The following is a 25,861-nucleotide window of genomic DNA, read 5'->3' as shown; positions in this document are numbered from 1 at the left end:
GCAGGCCACCGATTCGGGCGATACCGGCCCGTCGGGCGCGGGCGCACCGGTGACGGGCAGATCGCTCCGGCCATCCTGGTCGACATGGACGACATGGCCAAGGCCGGCGGCCCAGGCGGGCAGGGGGGCGGTTCGAGGCAGGATCAGCGCCTCCAGCCCGCCATCCCGGGCAATGATCGCCTGACGGTCGGCCGGATAGGCGGGATCGATGGGCACATAGGTGCCGCCGGCCAGCATGATCGCCAGCGTCGCCACGATGCCGGCAACCGAGCGTTCGGCGTAGAGGCCGATATGGGCGCCGGGGCGGAGACCCTGAGACAGCAGCACGCGGGCGAGGCCGTCGGCGCGATCGAACAGTTCGGCATAGCCGATCCGGGTGCCGTCGGCATGGCTGATGGCGATCGCCTGCGGGCGGGCCGCCACGACGGTGCGGAATGCGGCAGCCGGGTCGGTGGGCCGTGAGACCTGTTCCAGGGCGGCAGCCGGGGCCGGGTCGCCGAGCGGCAACTGCGCAACCGGCCGCTCGGGCGCTGCCGTCAGGGCACCCAGCAGCCGGGTGTAGCCGGTGGCCAGACGGTCGATGGTGGCCGCATCGAACAGATCGGTGTCGTATTCGATCAACCCGTCGAGCCCGCCATCCGCGCGGTCGGTCAGGATCAGGGTGAGATCGGTGCGCGCACCGGCCGTGGGCGCCGGCAGCAGCCCGGCCGCCAGATCGGGGCCGAGGTCGAGCACATGGCTTGCCAGGCGTTCGTGGCTGACCATGGTCTGGAAGACCGGCGTGCGCGCCGGATCGCGCGGGGGGGCCAGCCGGTCGATCAGCCGGTCGATCGGCAGCGGCCGGGCGGTGAGGGCGGCACGCATTTCTGCGGCCAGCCGGTCGATCAGCCCGGCACCGCTGACATGGCAGAGGTCGACCGCCAGCACCAGGGTTTCGACCAGAAGGCCGACGGTCTCGGCCGTCTCGGGTGCCAGGCGCTCGGCGGCGGGCAGGCCGATGGCGAAGCGGTCGGTCTGGGCAAGACCGCCCAGAAGTGCCGCCTGGGCCGCCGTCAGCACCACGGCCGTCGTCGTGCCCCGCGCGGCGGCGAGGGCGCGGGCGGCTTCCGCCAGGGGCGCCGGCAGGGTGAAGGTCCGGCAGGCGCCGAGGCCGCGGCGGATTTCGGGCCGCGGCCGGTCGGTCGGCAGATCCAGCACCGGCAGCCCGGTGAGGGCGGCTGCGCGCCGGTCGAGCGCCGCATCCACCGCCGCCATCCGCCGGGGGTCGGCCTCGGCGGCACCCAGATCGGCCGATCCGATCACCACCGGCGGCAGATCGGCGTCTCCGCGGTAGAGCGCGCCCAGATCGCGGGCCAGCAGCCCGACCGACCAGCCGTCACCCGCGACATGGTGCAGGCAGGCGACCAGGACATGATCCTGCCGCCCGCGCCGCAGCAGGGTGCAGCGGAAGGCGGGTTCGTTCGCCAGATCGAAGGGTCGGGCGAGTTCGGCCCGGATCCATTCGGCCGCATCCTCGGGCTCGACCACGACCAGTGGCTGCGGTTCCGCAGGCGCCACCAGCTGGACCGGCTGGCCGGCCACCGTCGGAAAGCGCGACCGCAGCGCCTCGTGGCGGGCGATGAGCCCGTCGAGCGCCGCCCGCAGCCGGTCGAGGTCGAGGGGACCCGTCAGGCCGAGCAGCAGCGGGATGGTGTGTGCCGGGCCGGGGGCGGCCTCGTTCAGGAACAGCATCCGGCGCTGCGCGGCAGAGAGCGGCAGCGGCCGGCCGTCACGCGGAACCGGGCGCAGCGGCGGCATGCCGCCGCTGCCGGCCAGGCTTTCGATCGCCACGGCCTGTGCCTCCAGGCTGGTGGCGGAGAAGAGCGTCTGCCAGTCCGGGGTGACGCCGAAATCCCGCGCGATCCGGTGGGCGAGGCGGGCGAGCAGCAGCGAATGACCGCCGAGGGCGAAGAAGTCGTCGCCGCGGCCGGGCGCGCGCGCGCCCAACAGGTCTTCCCAGATCCGGGCGAGCCGGGCTTCGGTGGCCGTGGCCGGTGTCGCACCGCCGGTCCCGCCGGCCGGCGCCGGATCGGGCAGGGCAGCCAGATCGAGCTTGCCGTTGCGGGTCAGCGGCAGCGCCGCCACCGGCACCACCGCCGAGGGGATCATCCAGTCGGGCAGCCGGGCCTTCAGATGGTCGCGCAGATCGCCGGGTACATGATCGGCCACGATCCACGCCACCAGCCGCAGCTGATCATCGGCGCCGCCGGTCCGGGCGGCAACGGCGGCATCGGCGATGGCCGGATGGGCAAGGAGGGCGGCGCGGATCTCGGCCGGTTCGATCCGGAAGCCGCGGATCTTCACCTGGGCGTCGATCCGGCCCAGATGATCCAGCCGGCCATCGCTGCGCCAGCGGCCGAGATCGCCGCTCCGGTAGAGCCGGGTGCCGTCGGCGGTGGTGACGAAACGTTCCGCGGTCAGATCGTCGCGGCCCAGATAGCCGCGGGCAAGGCCGCGGCCGCCGACATGAATCTCGCCTGCAGCCCCGATCGGCACCGGGCGGCCGTGACGGTCGAGCAGAAGCAGGGTGAGATCGGGCATCGGCACGCCGATCGGCGCGGTACCGGTTTCCGCGGCATGGGCGGCACGGATCCGGGCATGGGTGACATGGACCGTGGTTTCGGTGATGCCGTACATGTTGACCAGCGCCGGTCGGTCGTCGCCATGGCGGGTGAACCAGCCGGCCAGGGCTGCGGCATCCAGCGCCTCGCCGCCGAAGATCACCAGCCGGAGCGCGTCGAGCGACCGGTTCGCGGAGACGTCCCCGGCCAGGGCATCGGCGGCGTCGAGCGCCGCGAAGGCACTCGGCGTCTGGTTCAGCACGGTCACGCTCTCACGCGCCAGCAGGCGATGGAAGCCGGCCGGATCGCGGGCCTGATCGTGATCGACGATCACCAGCCGGCCGCCGGTCGCGAGCGGCCCCCAGATCTCCCAGACCGAGAAATCGAAGGCGGGGGAGTGGAACAGGGTCCAGACGTCATCGGGCCCGAAATCGAACCAGGGCCGGGTGGCATCGATCAGCCGGGCCAGATTGCCGAGGGTGACGACGACGCCCTTGGGCGTGCCGGTGGAGCCCGAGGTGTAGATGACATAGGCGGCCTGATCCCGCCAGTCGGCGGCGGGTTCGGGCCATGCGTCGAGCCGGGGGCCGGTGCCGGTGACGTCGGCGATGTCGAGCCGCAGCGCCGGGGCCTCGGTCATATCCCGCAGACGTGCCAGACCGGCCGTATCCGCGATCATCGCCTGCGGCCGGGCATGGCCCAGAACCGCGGCGATGCGGGCATCGGGATAGACGGGGTCGAGCGGCAGATAGGCGGCGCCGGCCAGGTGGATACCGACCATGGCCGCGACCAGTTCGGGGCTGCGGGGCATCAGCAGGGCGACGAGATCGCCCTTGCCCACGCCTGCCGTCAGCAGCCGGGCGGCGACCCGGCGGGCGGCGGTGTCGAGCCAGGCACGATCCAGCCGGCGATCGCCATGGATCAGCACCGGATCCCCGGCCGGGTGGTCGGCGAGGCGCAGATGCAGTGGCCGGTCGTCATCGGCAAGCGGGCCCGGATCCCCGGCGAAGCCGGCCGCGATCGCCGCCGCACCGCGGCCCTGCGACCAGTCGGCGATCAGCCGGCGCTCGGCCGCATCCAGCACATCGACCGTGGCCAGCCGTGCCTGCGGATCCCGGGTGAGGCCGGCCAGGGCGGTCAGCATCTGGCGGAGCAGCCGGTCGGCCGCCTCGGCATCGACCAGACCCGGATCATAGGCGATATCGACCGCGAACCCGTCGCCGGGCAGAACGGTCACGGTCAGCGGATATTCGGTCCGGCCGTCATAGACGGTGTCGGCCACGTCCAGCACCGGCGGGGTGGCGGCGTCGCCTTTCAGCGCCTCGGCGACGGGGTAGTTCTCGAAGGCGAGAATGGTTTCGAACAGCGGGCGGCGGATGTCGCCCGGCACGGCCCAGCGCTGGACCAGGCCCAGGGGGGCGGCCTCGAAGGCGGTGGCGGCGCGGCGGCTCTCCTGAAGCTCGGCCAGCCAGTCGCCGATGCGGCGGGCAGGGTCGATCCGGACCCGCACGGCAACGGTGTTGATGAACAGCCCCACCATGCGTTCGACCTCTGCCACCGCTTCGGGCCGGCCCGAAACCGTGGTGCCGAAGACCACATCGTCGCGGTCGCCATGGCGGGCGAGCACCATCGCCCAGGCGGCCTGGGCGATGGTGGCCGGGGTCACCTTCAGCAGCCGGGCGGCCTCTACGATCCGTGCCGCCGCCGGGGCGGCCAGGCGGCCGGTGACGTGGCGGCGCCCGGCCGTCGGCGTGCCGCCGGGGCGGGCCGCGGGCAGCGGCTGCGGTTCGGGCAGGGTGTCGAGGGCCGCGCGCCAATAGGTCTCTTCGGCCAGCGGATCGCGCGCGGCGAGCCAGGCGGCGAAGCGGGCGAGCGGGGCTGCCGGCGCCAGCTCCGGCACGGCGCCGCGGCTGAGCGCGGCATAGGCGGCCAGCACCTCTTCCAGCACCCGGAAGGTCGACCAGCCGTCGAGCAGGGCGTGGTGGAAGCTCCAGACCAGCATGATCTCACCCGGGCCGGTGTCGGTGTCGGGCAGAAGGTGCAGGGCCAGGCGCCAGGGGCAGGCGCGGGCGGCATCGAAGCGGGTGGCACGGTCGCGGGCAAGTGCGGCATCGAGCGCGGCTTCGGCATCGGCCGGTGCAAGCGCCCGATGGTCGTGGGTTGAGACCTCGGGCTTGTGATGGCGCGCGACCACCACCAGCGGCCTCTCCAGCCCCTCGTGCAGGATCAGTGTGCGCAGGGCCTGATGGCGGGCGGTGACCAGATCCCAGGCCTGGACAAGTGCTTCCGTGTCGACCGGCGGGCGCAGGCGGAAGGCGAATTGTTCGACATAGAGCGCCACCCCCTCGGCCGGGCCGCGCGCGCCCTGCAGCAGCAGGCCGTGCTGAAGCGCTGTTGCCGGCCAGGCGGTTTCGACCGCATCCGCCGGGATCGGCAACCGGGCGAGCAGGGCGTCGATGCCCGGCTGGTCCAGACCGGCGAGCGGCAGGTCCGAGGGCGTCAGCCCGGCGGCATCGGCTGCCATGCAGGCATCGACCAGGTTCGCCAGTTCCGTCGCCACATCGTCGGCCAGGCGCTCCATGCGCGCAGCCGTGATCCGGGCGCCGGGCCAGGTGATCTCGACCCGGAGCCGGCCCGACATCACCGCGGCGCCGATGGTGAGCGCGTGGAGCCGGTGCGCCGCCGGGCTCTGCAGCGGCCCGACCGGTTCTGGTGCTGCGGCGAGCAGGCCGCCGCCATCCAGTGCGGCATCCACCTGGCCCAGATAGTTGAAGGCGATTTCGGGTGCCGGTGGCGGGGTCTCGATCCGTCCGGCGCGGATGAGCGGGCCGAAGCCGGCGCCCCGGCGCGGCACGGCGCGGAGCGCGTCCTTGATCCGGGCAAGGCTCGTCCGGGGCGGTTCGGCCGGATCGGCGATCAGCGCCACCGGGTGGATGGCGGTGAACCAGCCGGTGATCCGGGCGGGATCGAGCCCCGGGACCAGATCCTCGCGGCCATGGCCTTCGCGGTCGATCAGCAGGGTGACCGGGCCGGGGGCGGTGGCCGTCAGACGGGCGAGCGCGCGGACGACGGCGGCGGTGATGATCTCGGCCGCCTCGGTGCGCAGGGCCCGGTTGGCGGCACGCAGCAGCTGATCGGTCCGGGTCTCGTCGAGCGCGCGATGGGTGGCGCGGGCATGCGCCACCAGATCGGGCGCGGCCGCGTCATCGACCTTCAGGGGGGCGGCCTGGACGGCGGCCCGGGCGACCATCTGCCAGTGCGGGATCTCGTCGTCGAAGGCGCCGCGGGCGGCACGATCGGCAAGTGCCGCCGCCCAGCGGGTGAAGGATGGGGCGGGTGTGAAGGATGGGGCCGGTGTCGGATCCGCGGCGCTGCCCGCCAGCAGCTCGCGCAGCTCGTCGAGCAGCAGCCGCCACGACACCGCGTCGATCACCAGGTGATGGGCGACGATCAGCAGGCGGTCGGCATCGGCGCCGGTCCGGTAGCGCACCACCCTGAGCAGCGGGCCGCGGGCGAGATCCAGCCCTGCCTGCACCCGGGCGGCATGGGCGGCCCGGTCGTCGAAGCGGGCATCGATGCTGTCGAACCGGGTGGCACCATCCACCGGACCCGCCTGCTGGATCATCCGGCCGCTGCCATCGGGGGTGAAGCGCAGGCGCAGCGCGTCGTGGCGGCCGGCCAGGGCCAGCACGGCGGCGCGGAGTGCCGCGTCCTCGATCCGGGGCGGCAGGGTCAGCAGGATCGCCTGATTGAAATGATGCGGATCGACGGGCTCCCGGTCCAGGAACCAGGCCTGAACGGGCGTGAGCGGCACGGCGCCATCGACCGGCAGACAGGCGTCGCGGCCGGCATCGGTTTCGGCACGGGCATCCAGCGCCGCCGCCAGCTCCGCCAGGGTCTGATGGGCGAAGAGGTCGCGGACGGCCAGCGGCAGCCCGGCCCGGCGGGCGCGGGAGGCGACCTGGATCGACAGGATCGAATCGCCGCCGGCCTCGAAGAAATTGTCCGTCCGGCCAATGGTGGGAATGCCCAGAACCTCGCACCAGATCCGGGCGAGGGTCGCCTCGGTGGCGCCGGCCGGGGCGGCGGCGGCTTCGGGAGCCGCGGCGCGCGGGGCGGTGAGCCGCGCAAGCAGCCCGGCCCGGTCCAGCTTGCCGTTGGGGGTGAGCGGCAGGCGCTCGACCAGGCGGATCTCGGCCGGCACCAGGGCGTCGGGCAGGCGGCGGCGCAGATGGTCGCGCAGCCGGCGGATCATGCGCCGGTCGGCACCGGCGGCCAGCGGGTCGTTGATCGGGGGCCGCGCCGGCATCGACCGCCAGGGCGCCCAGAGCGGCGGGCGCGGATCCGCCGCCGCGGTCGCGGGTTCGATCAGCACATGCATGAGGGCCGGATCTTCGGCCCAGGTGATGCGCAGGGCGACGCCGGCCTGATCGGCGATCGACCAGAGGGTTTCGGGATCCACGGCATCCCGCGCCGCTTCGGCTGCGGCCGCGGCGATGTCGCCCGCGGTGGCATGGCGGCCGTCCAGCCGGTCGGCCGCCGCCATGTCGGCGGCAGTGCGGGCATTGGGCAGGTCCAGGATCTCGATCCGGCCACCCTCTGCCGCCACCCGGGCGCAGAGCGCGGCGATGTCGGGGCCGTCGGCCCAGGCGATCCGCCGGTCGGGCAGCAGGGGTGCCCGGGCCGGGCCCTTGAACAGGGTGACGTCATAGCGGAAGCGGGTCATCTCGTTGCGGTCGCGGCCGCGCTTCAGCCGGATGTCGACCCCCGCCACACCGGGCAGTGCCGCGGCGCGGGTCAGGAACCAGGCGGGATCGATCAGCAGTTCCTTCTCTGCGGCCAGCGCATCGGCGATGCGGGCGGCGAGCGCCTCCGCCGGGGTGGCGGCGGGGGCCTGATGCAGGGCGATCGAGGTCTGGAAACCGCGCTCGACATGGGCGGCGCGGATGTCGCCCGCAAAGAGCGCGCCCTCAGGGGCGATGGCTTCCAGCGCGCCGCGCAGCACCCGCAGAAGATAGTCTTCGCCGGGGAAATACTGGATGACCGAATTGATGACGATCACGTCCCAGGGGCCCGCCGGCCGGTCGGCCATGTCGTCGGCGGCGCGGCGTTCCAGCGTGACATGATCGATGCCGCTCCGGGCCAGATCTGTCTTCAGATGCGCGATCGCCTCGGCGGAGAAGTCGGTGGCATGGTAGCGGCGGCGGCGCGGCGCCAGCTTCCAGAGCAGCAGGCCGCTGCCGCAGCCGATTTCCCAGACCGTCTCTCCGCCTAGCCGGTCGATGGCGGTGACGGTGGCATCGCGCCAGGCCGCCATCTCGGGCGCCGGGATCGGGCTGCGGTCATAGCTGCTGGTCCAGCCGGCGATGCGGAAGACCGGGTCGCCGTCCAGCGCGCCATAGGTATCGGCATAAAGCCGGCGCCAGTCTTCGGCCCGCTCGGCCTCGCGGGCGGCACGGTCGGCCTCGTCGGCGGCGGTGTCGGCCACCACGAAGGCGACCAGCCGGGCAGCGGCCTGGCCATCGCCCGCCGGCGCCAGCAGCACGGCGGCCTCGGCGACCGCCGGATCGTCGCGCAGCGCCGCCTCGATCTCCCCCGGCTCGATCCGGTGGCCGCGGAGCTTCACCTGGGCGTCGGCGCGGCCGCGGAAATCGAGCGATCCGTCGGGCCGCCGCACCACCAGATCGCCGGTGCGATAGAGCCGGGCGCCGGGGGTGGCGGAAAACGGGTCGGGCATGAAGGCCGTGGCGGTCAGCTCCGCCCGGCCCAGATAGCCGCGGGCGAGGCCGGGGCCGCCCAGCCAGAGTTCGCCCGCCACGCCCAGGGGCACCGGGCGCATCCGGCGGTCGAGCACATGGGCGGTGAAGCCGTCGATCGGCCTGCCGATGGCGGGTGCCCGGCCGGCGGCGATCTCTGCCGGATCGACCGGGCCGGCGGTCGCGACCACGGCGGTCTCGGTCGGGCCGTAATGGTTGATCAGTCGCACGCCGGGCATGTCCGGCGCCGTCGCCAGCCGCTCGCCGCCGGTCAGCAGCAGATCGAGTTTCAAGCCCTGAGGACGCGGGCGCGAGAGCAGCGGGGCTGCAAGCGGTGTCGGTACGAAGGCCTGGGTTACGCCATGGGTGACGAAATCGGCCAGCAGCAGATCGGGGTCGCGGCCGGCTTCGGGCCGCGGCAGCACCAGCCCGGCCCCGGCGGCGAGTGCCGGCCAGATTTCCCAGCCCGCCGCATCGAAGGCGAGGCCGGCCACCTGGGCCATGCGGGTCGTCTGGTCGGGGGCATAGACACGCCGGTGCCAGGCGACCAGATTGGCGAGGCCGCCATGGGTGACCGCCACGCCCTTCGGCCGGCCGGTGGAGCCCGAGGTATAGACCACATAGGCGAGGCGGTCGGCGTCGATGTCTGCCGGATCGGGCAGCCGGGCTGCGGCATCGCCGTCACCTGTATCGTCGTCCGGCACCAGCACGGGCACGGCATCCCCGATGCGGGGTGCCTGCCCGATGCGGGGTGCCTGATCGGCGGCGGCCAGCACCGCGCGCATGCCGGCATCGGCGATCTGCCAGCGGATGCGTTCATCCGGATAGTCGGTCACCATCGGCACATAGGCGGCACCCGCGCGCAGCACCGCCAGCGCCGCGATCACGAAAGCGGGCGAGCGGTCGAAGAGCAGGCCGACCCGGTCTTCGGGTCCGATGCCGGCCGCGATCAGCCGCCGGGCGAGGCGGGTGGCTGCCTGGTCCAGATCGGTGCGTGACAGGGGCGCGCCCTGGTGCAGGATCGCCGGCGCATCGGGGGCTTCGGCCGCCCGGTCGGCAATTTCGGCGGTGACGGGACGGAAGGCCGCGGCCGGCGGGCCGGCACGGAGTGCGGCGATGGCGGCTTCTTCATCCGCCGTCGCGACCGGCAGGGTGGAGACGGGGGCCTCGGGCCGGGCCAGCGCCGCGGCGAGCAGGGTTTCATAGCGGCCGAGCAGCCGGTCGATGGTGGCCGCGTCGAAGAGATCGGTGGCGTAATAGGCGACCAGGTCGTAGCCGGTCTCCGACGGCCAGACATGGAGTTCCAGATCGAAGCGGGTGCGGGTGACCTCGCGCTCGACCGGCTGGATGTCGAGCCCGTCGAGGGCGAGCGGCGGCAGCTCGGCGTTCTGGACCGCAAAGGCGATCTGGAACAGGGGGTTACGGTCCAGAGCCCGGTCGGGCTCCAGCGCCTCGACCAGCACTTCGAAGGGCAGGTCCTGATGGTCCTGGGCGTCGAGCACCACCTGGCGCACCCGGTCGGTGAAGGCGGCGAAGTCCGGATCGTCGTTGAAGCGGCTGCGCAGCACCAGGGCGTTGACGAAGAAGCCGATCAGCGCCTCGGTATCGGGATGGGTGCGGTTGGCGATGGGCGAGCCGACGGCGACGTCGGTGGTGCCCGAGATCCGGCCGATCAGCAGCTGGAAGGCTGCGAGCAGCACCACGAAGGGGGTCGCCTTGTGGCGGCGGGCCGTCTCGTCGACATGGCGGGCAAGCGCTGCCGGCAGCGGCCGGCGGGTGAGCGCGCCCTGATAGCTCTGCACCGCCGGCCGCGGCCGGTCGAAGACCGGTTCGGGCGCGGTGAAGCCGTCGAGCACGCCCCGCCAGTGGTCGAGCAGCCGGTCGCGCTCGGCCCCCGACAGCCGGGCGCGCTGCCAGAGTGCCACATCGGCATAGTCGACCGCGAGCGGCGGCAGCGGATCGGGCTGGCCGGCGGCGAAGGCGGCGTAGAATGCGCCCAGCTCGCGCACCATCACCCCGATCGACCAGCCGTCGGAGGCGATGTGATGCAGGGTGGCGAGCAGGACATGGGTGGTTGCGCCCAGGCGCAGCAGGCGGGTGCGGATCTTGAGCGGCCGGGTAAGATCGAAGGGCGTCTCGGCATCCTCGACCGCGCGGGCGAGCACCTCGGCCTCGGGATCGGCGAGGCCCGAGAGGTCTTCGACCGGCAGCGACCAGGTCTCGGGGGCGGGGTGGATCCGCTGCACCGGCCGGCCGTCGCGCTCGATCATCGCGGTGCGCAGCACGGCATGGCGGCGGCAGATCGCAGCGAAGGCGCGCGCCAGGGCATCGGGGTCGAGCCGGCCGGTCAGGCGCAGGGCGGCCGGCATGTTATAGGCGCCGCGTGCCGGGCTCAGCTGGTCGATGAACCACAGCCGCTCCTGCGCGAAGGAGAGCGGCAGGTCGTCGTCATCCGCCCGGCGCGGGATCGGGGCGACCGGGGCGGCCGGGGTCGCCAGCGACAGGGCGTCGAGGGCGGCAGCAAGATCCGCAAGGCGCGGGGTCTCGAAGACCCGGGCGACGCCGGGCTCAAGCCCCAGATCGCGGCCGATCCGGGCGATCAGCTGGGTGGCGCGCAGGGAATGGCCGCCCAGGGCGAAGAAATCGTCCCCGCGCGAGATGCCGTCGACCGGCAGACCCAGAATTTCCGCCCAGATCGCCGCCAGCGTCCGTTCGGTATCGGTGGCGGGCGGCCCGGCATCGACGGATGCCAGGGGCAGGCCCTCGACGGCCGGCAGGGCGCGGCGATCCAGCTTGCCATTGGCGGAGCGCGGCAGGGCAGGGCTGATCACCCAGCGTGCCGGCACCATCGGCTCGGGCAGACGGGCGCGGAGATGATCGGCCAGCGCCCGGGCGAAACCGGTTTCGTCGGCGGGCAGCGCGCGCGGCTCGACATGGGCGACCAGCGTCGCCTGGCCGGCGATCATCCGGACCACGACCAGCGCCTGGGCGACGTCCGGATGGCTGCCGAGAACTGCCTCGATCTCTCCCGGCTCGACCCGGAAGCCGCGGATCTTCACCTGATCGTCGGCCCGGCCCAGATAGCTGAGCCGGCCATCGCCATGGCGCAGCACCCGGTCGCCGGTGCGATAGGCGCGCTGGCCGTCGGGGCCGGTGACGAAGCGTTCTGCCGTGCGGGCGGGATCGCCGGCATAGCCGAGTGCCGGGGCCATGCCGCCGATCAGCAGCTCGCCCGCCACCTCGTCGGGCAGGATCTGGCCGGCCGGGTCGGTGACGAAAAGCGCGGCACCATCCACCGGCCGGCCGATGGCCGGGCGGTCGGGCCAGTGGTCGACGCCGGATGCCGGCAGCAGTTCGGCGGCGACGACATGGGTTTCGGTCGGGCCGTATTGATTGTCGATGGCGAAGGGCTGCCGCCGGCACCAGTCCCGCACCGGGCCGGTGATGCGCAGCTGTTCGCCTGCGGTTGCAATCAGCCGGACCGAAGCAGGGGTCTGATCGGGATGGGCCGCCAGATGGTCGGCCAGCGCGTGGAGCATCACCACCGGCAGGAACAGCCGGGCGATGTCGTGGCGCGAGATGAAGGCGGCAAGCGCGGCCGGATCGCGGCGGGTAGCCTCGTCGGCGGTGATCAGCGTGCCGCCTTCGGCCCAGGCGAGGGCCGCTTCCTGCATCGAGACGTCGAAGCCGAGTGGCGCGAAGCCCAGCGTGCGGGCGGGCACGGGGTGGCGGGCACGGTGCCAGCCGATCAGCTGGTCGAGGGTGCGCCAGGCGACCCGCACGCCCTTGGGCGTGCCGGTCGAGCCCGAGGTGAAGAGCAGATAGGCGAGGTCGTCGGGGCTGGTCGCAACCGGCCGGGCTTCGGCAGCCGCATCCGGAAGGGTGAGCACGGGGCGGTCGGTCAGCCGGCGCAGCCGGTCGATCTCTGTCGCATCGGCGACGATCGCGGCCGGTTCCGCAACGGCGATCATGGTCGCGAGCCGGGCATCCGGCAGATCGGGATCGAGCGGCATGGCCCCTGCACCGGCAAGCCAGCTGCCCAGCAGGCCGATGCCATGGGCCTGACCGCGGTTGAGCATCAACCCCACCGGCGCACCCTTGACCGCGCCGCCCAGCCGGGCGGCCAGGGCGGCGGCCCGGCCGACCAGGTTGCGGCGATCGAGGCAGCCATGGCCGTCGATCAGCGCTGGTGCCGCAGGGGCTTCCGCCGCGCGGGCCAGGATTTCGTCCAGCACCCGCGGGTGGCGGATCGCGGCTCCGCGCGCCGCCACATCGATCCGGGCGGCCTCGGCCCGGGTCAGGATCGGCAGCCCGGCCCAGGCGGCATCGGGGGCAGAGGCCATGCCGGTCAGGATCAGGGCCAGCCGGTCCAGCATGTCGGCGGCGGCCGTGCGGCCGATGCGGGTGGGATCGAAGGTGATGGCGAGCTCGAAGCCCTCCGGCCCTGCATGGCCGTGGATTTCAAGGTCGAGCCGGCTGCTGGTGGCCGGGGCGGGCAGGATGGAGACGTCGAGCCCGCCCAGCACCGGCGCCGGCAGGTCGGCGGCACCGGCTGCGACCAGCACCCGGAAGAGCGGGTTGCCGGTGCCGGTGCGGGGCAGGCCAAGCGCATCGACCAGCCGGTCGAAGGGAAGGGATTGATGGGCGAGTGCGTCGCGGGTGTCGCCGCGAATGGCCGTGAGCAGTTCGCGCACCGTCTGCGTGCGGCCGAGGGCCGAGCGCAGCACCAGCGTGTTGGTGACGAAGCCGATCAGCGCCTCGGCATCGGCATCGGGCCGGTTGGCGACCGGGGTGCCGAGGGCGAAGTCCCGGCTGCCCGACAGCCGGCCGATCAGGATCTGCGCGGCGGCGGTCAGGATGATGAAGGAGGTGACGCCGAGCCCGCGGGCCAGGGCATCCAGCCGGCCGGCGGTCGCGGCATCGAGCGATCGGCGGAGCACCGGGTCGCCCCCGGCCGTTTCCGGGCGGCCGGGCAGGGGAAGGTCCGACGCCGGCGGCAGATCGGCGAGCGTCCGGCGCCAGAAATCGAGATCGGCGGTGCTGATCCGCGCCTGTTCCTGCATCACCTCGGCATAGCTGCGGCGGAGCGGCGGCAGCGTGCCGCCGTCATACAGAATGCGCAGATCGTCGAGCAGCACGCCCAGCGACCAGCCATCGGCGGCGGCATGATGCAGAACCACCACCAGCCGGTGATGGTCCGGTGCCTGGCGGATCAGCACGGTGCGGAGGTTGAGCCCGGTTTCAAGATCGATCGGCCGATTGGCGACCTCGCGGGCGATCCGGTCGGCTGCGATGCTGTCGGCCGCAGGGATCACCGGCAGCGGCCAGGGGGCGGGCACCGGCCGGAGCACGGCACGTGGCGTGCCCTGATGATCGAGGATCCGCGTCCGGAGCGGCTGATGGCGGCGGGTGATCTCTGCGAAGGCGCCGGCCAGACGGTCGATGTCGAGGGGACCCGAGATGTCGAGCGCGGCCGTGATCAGCGCTGCCTGCGGATCGGCGCCCAGCCGGTCGAGGAACCACCAGCGGGCCTGGCCGGGGGCCAGCGGAATTTCGTCGTCGAGTTCCGGCCGGAAGGGCAGAGGCGGCTCGCGGTCATCCGCAGCGGCGATGGTGGCGGCTTCGGCCAGAAGCGCGATCAGTTCAGCCCGCCGCGCCCCGATCTCGGCGCGCAGTTCCGGGGTCAGCGCACCCTTCGGCGCCCGGAAACGCAGCTCGCCATTCTCGGACCAGAGCTGGATGCCGGCGCCGGCGACGCGGGCGAGCAGGTCGGTGGCGGTCACAGGGCGCCCTCCTCGAAATCCTCGTCGGCCCCGGCCGGGTCCGGCGCCGCAACGCCGTCGACATGCGCCGCCAGCGCCCGGATGGTCGGGGCGTCGAACAGCGCGGCCGGGGTGAGGTGCAGGCCGAAATGGTCGTTGATCCGGGTGACGATCCGGGCGGCCAGCAGGCTGTGGCCGCCGGCGGCGAAGAAATCGGCATCGATGCCGGCGACCGGTGCGGGCAGCAGCGCCGACCAGATATCGGCGAGCGCGGTTTCGGTCGGCGTGCGCGGGGCCACGGCCAGGGCCGTGTCGTCGCCGGCGGCGCGGGCTTTGAGGCCGTCATCACCGGCGGGCAGATGGTCGACACGGCGCAGCCCGGGGCCGATCGGGGTGCCGAAAATGTCTTCGGCCCGGCGGAGCGCCGCCGGTGCCGCGTCGTCACCCGCCACCAGCAGCACCGCCCGGGCCCGGGCGGGGGGCAGCGCCGGGTCGATGCAGCGGGCGGCGATCATCGGATGGTGGCGATCGGCGCCGATCACCGCGCGCGTCAGGCCGGCGGCGAGCACGACATCCAGGCTGGCCAGACCCTCGGCGGGGGAAACCGGCAGCAGACCACGGCCGCGGGCGAGGCCGCCGGCGCCCGTGACCGCTGCCCCCATGCCGGGACCTTCCCAATTGGTCCAGGCGATGGTGACGAGGCGTGGCCCGCCGGGGCGACGCAGCGCGGCCGCCTCGGCTTCAAGGGCGGCATTGGCGGCGGCATAGGCCGCGGTGCCGGCCGCCGGCAGATGGGCCACGACCGAGGAGAAGGCGATCAGCAGCCCGTCATCCCGCAGCAGGCGGGCAAGTGCCGGCAGCATCCCGGTCTTGGGCGCCGCCAGCTCGGCCACCGCCGCGCCATCTTCCTCGGCCGCCGGGCGCTCGCGATAGAGCCCGGCCAGATGGGCGATGCCGTCGAACCGGCCGAGGGCCGCAAGCCGCGCGCCGGCATCGGCGGCGGCAAGATCGAGCGACAGGGCCTGCACCCGCGGGTCATCCACCGTCGCCATGCGCCGGCCAATGATGGTGACGGAGGCAACGCCCCGATCGAGCAGATGGCGGATCAGCGCCCGGCCGAGCCCGCCATGGCCCCCGGTGACCAGCCAGGACTGCCCTGGGGCGATAGCTTTGGCAGGGGTGTCGGGGGCGAGCCGCGCCGGGCGCAGCACCGGCCGGGTGCGGCCGCCGGCCGTGAGGTGCACCACCAGCAGGGTGCCGCGGGCGATCTCGTCGGTGACGAACGCTTCGGGCGTGCCGTCGGCGGCGATGATCCGGCGCAGATGCAGGCCGGGCAGTTCTTCGGCCGCGGCGGCGGTGAAGGCATCCACCGCGGTGGCGGTCACATCGCCGGCGGGTGCCACGGTGACCAGCTCGGCATCCTGGCCGGCCAGCCGGGCCAGCAGTGCGCGCCGCCGGTCGATGGCATCGGCCAGCGCCAGGCCGCGCGGCAGGCGGTCTTCGATCAGCCCGAGGCGTGCCGGTCCGGCGAGCGGCGGTGCGGGGGCATCATCCGGCTCCAGGAACCAGTCGGGCAGGCCCGGCCCCTGATCGCGGCCGAGGGCAAGGCCGAGCGCCTGAAGCCGGGCATCGAAATCGCCGGTTTCCAGCCGGCGACGCAGCGCCGTGCGCTGGATCTTGCCGCTGGTGGTCTTGGGGAAATCGGCCCGGTCCAGCGGCACCACCACCGAGGGCGCGATGCCGAGCCGGCGGGTGAGGCGGGCGGTGATCGCCGCGATCTCGGCGCGGCGCGGGTCGGCATCATCGGCAGACCCGGTCTTGGCCAGGCAGGCCTCGGGGACATAGAAGACCGCGATCCCCTCGGTGCCCAGATCCGGCCGGTCGACGGCGGTGGCGGCGACGAAGGTGGCGGCGACTCCGGCCGCCCGGCCGGCTTCGTCTTCGATGTCATGGGCGTAGTGATTGGCGCCGCGGACGACGATCATCTCTTTCAGCCGGCCGGTCAGCACCAGACGGCCCCCGGCGATGAAGCCCAGATCGCCGGTGTCGAACCAGCCGGCATCGGCGAAGGCCGCTCCATTGGCGGCGGCGTTGTCGATATAGCCGGGGGTTGTGACGGCGCCCCGTGCCTGAAGCCGGCCGATCACGCCTTCCGGGCAGGTGACACCATCCGGATCGGCGATGCGGATGGTCACCCCGGGGATCGGCCTTCCGGCATCGACGAAGCTGACCGTGCCCGGGCCGGGCGCTGCGGCGGCACGCAGCCGGCCGGTGAGCGATCCGGCGGCGACATGGCGGCAGGCATGGTCGTCGGTGAAATCCACCCCGCCGGTCATCACCGTGCAGAGTTCGGCCATGCCGAATTCATTGCGCACGGCACCCGGGCGCAGCCCGTGCGGTACCATGGCCGCCAGCGCATCGGCGACCACCGGTGCCGTCACCTGTTCGCCCGCATTGATGAACCAGCGGATCGAGGACAGGTCGCGCCGCCGGCCCGTCTCACGCGACAGCGCGTCGGCGACCAGGCGGAAGGCGAAATTGGGCGCCCAGGCCAGCGTCACCCGGTGGCGCTCGATCAGGTCGAGCCAGAGCAGCGGCCGGTCCAGAACTGCGGCCGTCGGTGCCTGGATCTGCTGACGGCCGAGCACCGTGTCCTTCAGATGACAGGTCAGCATCGGCACGACATGGTCGAAGGGCAGCCAGTTCATCGCCACGTCGTCGGGCCCGTGCCCCCAGGCGGCGGCCTGGCCGAAGACATGGGCGATCACCCCGCCATGGGTGACCTGGATGCATTTGGGCACGCCGGTCGAGCCGGAGGAGAGCTGGATGAAGGCGACATCCTCCGGGGCCGCCGGATGGGGCACCCCGTCAGGCGTATCGGCGGCAGGGGCTGCGATCAGGATCCGGGCATCGGGCAGGATCCGGGCCAGATGGTCGCCTGTGGCGGCATCGGTCAGCACCGGCGGTGCGCCCAGATGGGCATGGGTGCCGGAAAGCTTGGCCGCGACCGCATCGCCGGCCGCATGGGGCACGGCGACCGTCACCGGCCGGATGCCGCCCAGGATGCAGGCCCAGATCGCCTCGATATGGCGGGGAAGATCGGCGAAGACCAGAACCGCACGGTCGCCGGGGCGAAGGCCTTCCGCCTGCAGCCGGCCGAGCGTCCGGCGGGCCGCCGCCAGCAGCCCGGCATAATCCTGAAAACGCGGCGAGCCGCGGCCGTCGTCATGCAGAATGCCGCGCCCCGGATGGCGGGCGGCGGTCGCGATCAGGGCGGCATCCAGCGTGCGCGGGGCATCGGCCGGCAGAACCAGCGGCCCGCCATCGGCCAGCGCCGGGGGCGGCGGGTCGCCCGGCACCAGCCAGCCCGCGTCATCGGCCGTCATGGCGGCGCCGGGCAGGCTGTCGAGCGGCCGGCGCGGCAGGGCGGGGGCCGGGGCTTCCACCCAGACCAGAGCGGCCCGATCCAGGCGCTGCGGTGCCCCGGGCACCGCCAGCCGGTCCAGGGTCACGCGATCGGGCCGGCCACCGGCATCGCGCGGGATGGCGTAGACCGGCAGCACGGCATCCGGACGGAGCAGGGGCGGGAGTGCGTTCAGCAGTCCGGTCGTGAAACCGGCGGGATCGATCGACGGAATGCCGGTCGCAACCGCCGCGACCAGGCGGGCGTCGTGATCGGTACCGATGCGGGTCCAGACCGCTGCGTCGAGCACGCCGGGCAGCCGGCGCAGCGCAGCTTCCACCGCGGCCGGATGGACCCGGGCCGTGCCGCGGCGGAGCGCCCCGTCGATGCCCGGCAACAGCCGCAGGCGACCGTCCGAGAGCCGCCGTGCGCGATCGGGGCCGGGCAGCAGCCGGCCGGGCAGCCCCACGGGTGCCAGGTGCAGGCGGCCATCGGGGCCGGTGACCGTGGGCAGGTCGTCGACGGCCGGCCCGGTCGCGAGCGCCAGGCGCGAGACCCGAAGGCTGCCATCCGTCGCGATGGCGTCTACGGCCAGCAGAAAGGCGTCGGCCAGGGCTGCGGCCAGCACCGGCGGCACGATATCGGGCCTGAAGCCGAGCGAGCCGGTCAGGCCGCCGGCGGGATCCTCGTGTGCCGTCAGATAGAGCGCGAAATCCAGCCGGCCGGCCGGCAGCGGCAGCGGCCGGAAACGCAGGCCCTGCGCTTCGGCCGCCGGCGACGGGACATTCAGGAAGCTGAAGGCGGCCTCGATCGCCGGCCGGGCCACGGCGCCATGGCGACGGTCGATCGCCTCCATGATCTGTGCGAGCGTGATGCCGTCATGGGCCTGCGCATCGATCACCGCATCCCGGGTGCGGGTGAGCAGGGCGTCGATGATCGGGTCGTCCATGGTCTGCAGGCGCAGCACCACCAGATCGGCAAACTCGCCGACGGTCCGGTCGAGCGCCGGATCGGGGCGGTTGGCGACGGCGACCGCAATCGTCGTATCGCCCTGGTCGGTGAAGCGGCCGAGCACCGCGCCCCAGGCGGCGAGCAGGGCGGTGAAGACCGTGGCGCCGGGCAGTCTGCGGCTCAACCCGGCGAGGGCTGCCGCCTGCGGTGCCTCGATCCGGAAGGGCAGATGCCGGGCGGGGCCGGGTTCACCCGGCCCGCCGTCGAGCATCAGCCGCCGGGGGGCACCGGCCAGACGGTCGACCTGCCGGTCGAGCCGGCGGAGATGTGCCTCGCCGGCCGCCAGGCCGACCAGACGCCGCGCCTCGTCGAAGGCCGATCGGGCGGGCGGCGGTGCCGGCGGCTGGCCTGCCATGCGCCGGGCATAGGCGTCCTGGATCAGGGCGAGGCAGAGCCCGGCCGACCAGCCATCGGCCACGATGTGGTGCAGCACCACCCCCAGACCGTGCAGATCCGGCGCGCAGCGGAACAGGCGGAAGCGCGCAAGCGGGCCTGTGGCAAGGTCGAAGCCCTCCCGGCCCAGCGAAAGGCCGGCCGTGACCAGAGCGGCGTCGGCGTCATCCGCCGGGCCGAGATCGATCATGGGCAGCGCCTCTGCCGGTGCCGGGGCGGGCAGCACCTCCTGCACCGGGCCCTGGCCGGTTTCAAGGACCCGGCAGCGCAGCGCCGCCTGGGCGGCGATCACGTCGCCGACCGCCCGGGCCAGGCAACCGGCATCGAGCGGGCCGTCGATGCGCAGCATCAGCGACATGGCCTGGATGTCGCCGGTATCGTCCTTCGTCAGGAACAGGAACCGGGCCTGGGCGGGAGAGAGCGGCGCCTGCTCCCCCGTTTCCGGCAGCCTGCCCTGGGCGTCGGCCGGGGCAACCGCAGCAGGGGCACCGTCGCGCGCCGCCGCCATGCGCTGCTTCAGGGCCGCGCGCTGGGCGGGGCTGAGGGCGGCCATGCGTTCAAGCAGGCTGCGGCCGGCAGGCGCGTCGGGCGGGAGCGTGCTCATTGGGCGGCGGTATCCGGAAAGGTCTCTGCTTCGGGAAGGGCCTCGATTTCGGCCAGCAGGGCGGCGAGGTCGTCATCCTCGGCCAGTGCCGCTTCGGTCAGGGCATCGAGGGCGGCGGCAAGCGTCGCCACGGTCGGGTTCTCGAACACGGTGCGCAGCGGCACCTCCACCGGCAGCGCCTCGTTCAGCCGGGCGAGCATGCGCACCGCCTTGAGCGAATGGCCACCGAGCGCGAAGAAGTCGTCGGTGCGGGCGATGGCCGGCCGGTCCAGCACCCCGGCCCAGATGTCCGCGATCAGGATTTCGATCGGGCTGGCCGGCGCATCGCCGCCGGCGGGCCGGTCGGCCTCGGGCAGCGGCCGGGCGGTCAGCGCCCGGCGGTCGAGCTTGCCCGACGCGGTGAGCGGCAGGCTGTCGGTCGCGACGAACCGCGCCGGGATCATGTGGATCGGCAGATGCCGGGCGACATGGCGGCGGAGCGCATCCGCCGGGGGCAGCATGCCCCCCGGATGGCAGGTCAGCCAGGCGACGAGGCTTTCGGCGCCCTCTGCCGCCATCACCGTAACCCCGGCGCGGGCGATGGCCGGATGTTCACAAAGCACCGCCTCGATCTCGCCCGGTTCGATCCGCTGGCCGCGCAGCTTCATCTGGGCATCGATCCGGCCCTGATAGCGCAGCCGGCCCCGGGCATCGACCAGCACCCGGTCGCCGGTGAGGTAACGCCGGGCGCCGGGGCGGGACGTCGCCGGGTCGGGGCGGAAGGCGAGTGCCGTGCGCACGGGATCGCCGTGATAGCCGCGACCGACGGTCTCTCCGCCGATGGCGAGTTCACCCGGCAGGCCCGGCGGAACCGGACGGCCGTCGCGGTCGAGCACCGCCAGATGCACGCCGTCGATGGCCGCACCCAGCGGTGCGGTGCCGGCCGCGGGCAGGCCGTCTGCGACCCAGGCGGTGGCATCGATGCAGCATTCGGTGGGGCCGTAGAGGTTGATGATCTGAGCGCCGGCCGGCAGCACGGCGCGCGCGGCGCGGATGGTGGAGGTGCCGAGGGCCTCGCCGCCGGCAAAGAGCCGGCGCAGCTGCCGGCCGCGGGCGAGCGCGCCGGTGGCCGCCAGCGCATCGACCAGGGTGGGTGTCGCCTGAAGGATGGTGATGCCGTGGGTTTCGAGCAGCCGCCCCAGGGTTTCGGGCGCCCGATGGCTGCCCGGCGGTGCCAGCACCAGCCGGGCGCCGGTCATCAGCGGCGCCTGGAACTCCCAGACCGAGGCGTCGAAGCCGGTGGGCGTCTTCTGGAGCACGGCATCCGTCCCATCCAGCGGGAAGCTGCGGTTCATCCAGGCCATATGCCGGGCAAGCGCCCGATGCGGCACCGCCACCGGCTTGGGCGTGCCGGTGGAGCCCGAGGTGAACAGCAGATAGGCCAGCCGTTCGGGATGGCGGGCGGCCGCCGGAAGGGGGGGATCGCCGGCCGCGGCGACTGCGTCGATCCGGGCGGCGCTGTCGTCGTCCAGCACCAGTTCGGGGGCGGCGGTGGCCAGAATCAGCGCCCGGCGGGCCTCTGGCTCATCCTCGTCGAGGGCGAGCCAGGCACCCCCGGCAAGCGCCACCGCCAGCATCGAGACCACCAGCTCGGGCCCGCGCGGATGGGCGAGGGCGACGATGCGATCGGGGCCGATGCCGGCTGCGATCAGCCCGGCTGCACGGCGGCGGGCGCGGGCTGCCAGATCCGCAGCGGTAAGGCTGGCGCCGCTGGCGGCATCGACCAGCGCGATCCGGTCGGGATCGGCGTCGAGGCGCGCGAGGATGACATCCGTGATATCGCCGGCAGGGGCGATGGTGGCCGCGGATGCGGGCTGCGTGGCTGCCGGTGAGGCGGGGGCCTCGAACAGGGTCGCGAGCCGCGCCTCCGGATGCCGGGCGGCGGCCTGGATCAGGGCGGCGAGGCGGTCGGCGATCAGCGCGATCGTCTCGGGCTCGAAGAGTTCCGCCCGATAGTCGAAGCGCCAGGACATCGCCCGCCCGGTGTCTTCGACCGACAGCATCAGATCGAATTTGGCGGCGGTGAATGTCGGGGCAAGCCGGGTGACGGTGAGCCCGGGCAGGTCCAGCCGGCTGGCGCCGGCCAGCTGCCAGGCCAGCATCACCTGAAAGAGCGGCGTGTGGGCCAGGCTGCGTTCGGGGGCGAAGGCATCGACCAGGCGTTCGAAAGGCAGGTCCGGATGGTCGAAAGCGGCAAGGCAGGTGGCGCGGGTGCGGGCCAGCAGGGCGGGAAGGTCGGCGCCCCTGAGGTCGAGCCGCAGCGGCAGGGTGTTGGTGAAGAAGCCGACCAGATTCTCCAGCTGCCGGTCCGGGCGGTTGGTCACCGGCGTGCCGATCACGACCTCGGCCTGACCGGCCATGCGGCCGAGAAGCAGGCCGAACAGGGCCGTCATCGCCATGAAGGGCGTACAGCCGGCGGATGCCGCCACCCGGCGGAGATCGTCCAGCAGGCCGGCCGACAGGTCGCGGATCAGGCAGCTGCCCTCCGACGACACCACCGGCGGCCGCGGCCGGTCGGTCGGCAGGTCGAGCACCGGCGGGTCGGTCAGCACGCCCCGCCAATGGTCGAGCTGCCGGCGGGCCTCGGCATCGTTCAGGCGCCGGCGCTGCCAGTCCGCAACATCGGCATAGGTGAGCGTCGGGGCGGGCGGAAGATCGGGACCGACGCCGATGCGGGCGGCGTAAAGGGCGGTCAGCTCTTCCAGCACGATCTGGCCCGACCAGCCGTCGCCGGCGATGTGGTGCAGGTTGACCAGCAGGACATGGGCGGTGTCGTCCAGTCGCAGCAGGGTCAGTCGCAGCGGGGGCGCGCAGGTCAGGTCGAAGGGCGTGGCGGCGTCGCGGGCGGCGGCCTCGTCCACCGCCGCATCGCGTGCCGCGGGATCCAGATGGCCGAGATCGCGGGTCGCCAGCACCAGCCGGGCGGCAGGGTCGATCCGCTGGAGCGGCACGCCGTCGGGCGCGGTGAAGCAGGTGCGGAGCATCGGATGGCGGTCCGGCAGCACGGCTGCGGCCGCGGCAAAGGCCGCCACGTCGAGCGGGCCGTCGATGCGGACGGCCATCGCCATATTGTAGGCGACCGCGCCGTCGGGCCACTGGGCCAGGAACCAGATCCGCTCCTGGGCGAAGGAGAGCGGGCGGGGCGTGCCGGCGGGCACCGGCAGGATGTCGAGCACGGGACCCGGTGCCGGCGGCGCATTGCGGCGGCGGGCGGCGATGAGGGTGGCGAGGTCGGCCAGACGGGGATTGTCGAACAGCTCTTCCAGGCCGATCCCGACGTCGAACACCGCACGCAGGCGGGTCGCCACCTGCATGGCCTTCAGCGAATGGCCGCCGAGGGCGAAGAAGTCGTCCCCCGCACCCGGCATCGGCAGATCGAGCACCTCTGCCCAGATTGCGGCAATCTCGGCCTGGAGAGGGCCGTCGACACGGGCACGGGCGGGCATGGCGGGTGCGTCGGCGGCGATCGCCAGGCAGAGTGCCCGGCGGTCGAGCTTGCCGGACCGCGACAGCGGCAGCCGGTCTGCGACGGTGATGACCGCCGGGTGGAGCACGGCCGGCAGGCGGCCCGCCAGATGGTGGCGCAGGTCGTCCGGCAGGGGAGCGGGTGCACCGGGACGGAGCACGATCAGCGCGCCGAGCCGGAGGGCGGCGCTGTCGGTTGCAGGCAGCAGGGCCACGCCGGCCTGGGCGATGGCGGGATGGGCCATGAGCGCGGCTTCGATCTCCCCCGGCTCGATCCGTCGGCCGCCGAGCTTGAGCTGGCCGTCGATCCGGCCGAGCGGCAGCAGCTGGCCGGCCTCGGTGCGGCGGACGCGATCGCCGGTCAGATAGCGCCGCGCACCGGGGAACGCCGCCTCCGGGTCCGGCCGGAAGGCCAGGGCCGTGCGCACCGGATCGCCGTGATAGCCGCGCCCGACCGCCAGGCCGCCGATGGCGAGTTCACCGGCGACACCGGGGCCGACCGGGTCGCCCGCGGCATCGATCACCTGCAGGCTGGCGCCGTCGACGGGGGCGCCCAGCGGTGCCGGGCCGGCGGCCGTTGCCGGAATGTCCGCGGCCGAGGCGTCGATGCAGCATTCGGTGGGGCCGTAGAGATTGATCAGCACCGCATCGGCGGGCAAGGCGGCGCGGGCGGCGGCGATGGTGGCGGATCTCAGGATCTCGCCGCCCGCGAACAGCCGGCGCAGCCCCGTGGCCCGGGCAAGTGCGCCGCTCGCGGCCAGCGCATCGATCAGCGTCGGTGTGGCCTGAAGGATGGTGACGCCATGATCTGCGGCAAGGCGCCCGATCGTCTCGGGGTCGCGATGGCTGCCGGTCGGCGCCAGCACCAGCCGCGCCCCCGCCATCAGGGGCGCCCAGAACTCCCAGATCGAGGCATCGAAGCCGGCCGGGGTCTTCTGCAGGACGACATCGCCGGGGCCAAGCGGATAGCGCCGGCCCATCCAGGCCATGTGCATGGCCAGGGCCCGGTGCGGCACGGCGACGGGTTTGGGCGTGCCGGTCGAGCCCGAGGTGAACAGCACATAGGCCAGTTGTTCGGGATGAACCGGCCGTGCGACCGGTCGGGCATCGGCCGTCATGGCCGCATCGAGACCGACGGCCGATGCATCGTCGAGCACCAGCAGGGGGCGGGCCTGATCCAGAATGGCGGCGCGGCGTACGGGCGGGTCCTCGGGATCCAGCGGCAGCCAGGCGGCACCCGCCATCGAGACGGCCAGCAGCGAGATCACGCCCCCGACCCCGGGGGCATGCGCGAGAGCGATGACGGTTTCAGGGCCGGCACCGGCCTCTTGCAGCGCTGCCGCACGGCGGCGGGCGCGGGCGACGAGCCCGGCATAGTCGAGATGGTCGCCGGTTGCGGCATCGACCACCGCGCATGCCGCGGGCGACATGGCAGCCCGGGCGACGATCGCCGCGGTGAGGGGCGCAAGATCGCCCGCATGCGGCGGCCGACCGCGGCCCAGCTCCCGCAGCCGGGCGAGGGTTGCCGCGTCCGGCCGGTCGAGCTGGCCGAGCGGCGCTGCGGGTTGGTCCAGGAGCTGACGGCAGAGATGTTCGAAACGCGCAATCAGCAGGGGGATCTCGTCTGCGGCGAACACGTCGCTGCGCCAGTCCAGATCGATGGTGACGGCCGCGCCGTCGTGATAATCGCGCACGAAGACCGACAGCGGATGCGGCTCGCGCCCGGTGGACAGGGTATGGGCGGTGGCCGTTGCCGGGCCGAAGCGGGCGTCGTAGTCATGCGGCTCGAACGACAGGGTGATGTCGAAGGCGGGCGTGCCCCGGCCGCGCACGGCTGCCAGCATCGCGGCCTGTTCGGCGAAGGCGATGCTGCGATGGCGATAGGCGCTGCGCATGGTGCGGGCCAGGGCGGCCGCGACGTCGAGCGGCCGGTCGGCCGCGCCGATCGCCACGATCGCGGGCTGCATGGTGGCGAACAGGCCCACGGCTGCCTTGTGGGCGGCGGTGGGCCGGTTGGCGACCGGCAGGCCGGCGACCAGGGCCTCCCGGCCTGCCCGGCGGAGCAGGGCGGCAGAGGCCAGCACCAGAAGCAGCTGCGGCAGGCCGGCGCCGGCGCCTGAGGCCAGACGCCCGAGGCCGTCATAGATCCGGCGGTCCAGCCTGATCCGGGTCCGCCGCCCGGGAGCCGCCGGATCCGGGGCCTCCGGATCCGGTGGAGGCAGGGGAGGTACCGGGTTGAGCGTCGCCGGTGCCGCGGCCAGGACCGTCGACCAGTAGCGCCGTGCCGACACGCCGTCGCCGGCCAGCGGGTCACCGGTCGCCAGCGGGTTGCTGCCGGCAAGGCCGGGCTCGCGGCCGGCGAGCAGGGAGGTGTATGCATGTGCGGCATCCTGCACGATCCGGGAGATCGCGTGGCCGTCGACGATCAGATGATGATAGGTCTTGGTCCAGAAATGGCGGTCGGCGGCGAGGCGTATCAACCCCCACCTGAACAGGGGGGCGCCCGCCGGGAATGGCCGGCGGAAATCCGCTGCCATCTGTGCGTTCGCAACTGCCACAGGATTGCCCTCCTGCGACAGGTCGACCATGTCATGTGATGGAAAAGTGTCTTGTCTTACGAGAAGGCGGAAGCCATCCCCTTCGGGCACCGGCTGCATATGCAGGCCCGCATGCGCCACCGCCACCGCCTTCAATGCCGTGCGGAAGACATCGATATCGAGGGGACCACGGAGTTCAACATATCCACCGATGTGATATGACCCCGGCCCGGTATTCAGCCGCTCATCCAGCCAGATATTCTGATGTGCGACGAAATGTTGCGCGGTCAT

Annotated in this window: 3 protein-coding genes (1 of these 3 only partly in view); all 3 read right to left on the bottom strand. The window is 73.4% G+C overall.

Annotated features, from left to right (window positions below):
- Tightly spaced (each overlapping or abutting the next), the 3 genes in view from P7L68_RS19960 to P7L68_RS19950 form a layout consistent with a single transcriptional unit that may run on beyond the window.
- Nucleotides 1–14,139: the 5' portion of an amino acid adenylation domain-containing protein gene (locus tag P7L68_RS19960; RefSeq protein ID WP_372001023.1), read on the bottom strand. The gene continues 1,371 nt to the left of window position 1, outside the view; the window shows 14,139 of its 15,510 coding nt (coding positions 1–14,139); it begins with the start codon at nt 14,137–14,139; its stop codon lies off the left edge, out of view.
- Nucleotides 14,136–19,529, bottom strand: a complete 5,394-nt coding sequence (locus P7L68_RS19955; protein WP_372001021.1) for an SDR family NAD(P)-dependent oxidoreductase — start codon at nt 19,527–19,529, stop codon at nt 14,136–14,138. Before P7L68_RS19955 ends, P7L68_RS19960 begins: the two co-directional genes overlap by 4 nt.
- Complete coding sequence (locus P7L68_RS19950; RefSeq protein WP_372001020.1) at nt 19,526–25,861, bottom strand: amino acid adenylation domain-containing protein; 6,336 nt, start codon at nt 25,859–25,861, stop codon at nt 19,526–19,528. Before P7L68_RS19950 ends, P7L68_RS19955 begins: the two co-directional genes overlap by 4 nt.

Source organism: Tistrella mobilis (assembly GCF_041468085.1).
Classification (GTDB): domain Bacteria; phylum Pseudomonadota; class Alphaproteobacteria; order Tistrellales; family Tistrellaceae; genus Tistrella; species Tistrella mobilis_A.
Note: the sequence above shows the minus strand (reverse complement) of the source record. Positions and strands in the feature narration are given on the sequence as shown.

Excerpts from the sequence above, each read along its gene's own strand:
- P7L68_RS19955 (WP_372001021.1), bottom strand. The coding sequence starts at position 19,529 with ATGAGCACGCTCCCGCCCGACGCGCCTGCCGGCCGCAGCCTGCTTGAA.
- P7L68_RS19950 (WP_372001020.1), bottom strand. The coding sequence starts at position 25,861 with ATGACCGCGCAACATTTCGTCGCACATCAGAATATCTGGCTGGATGAG.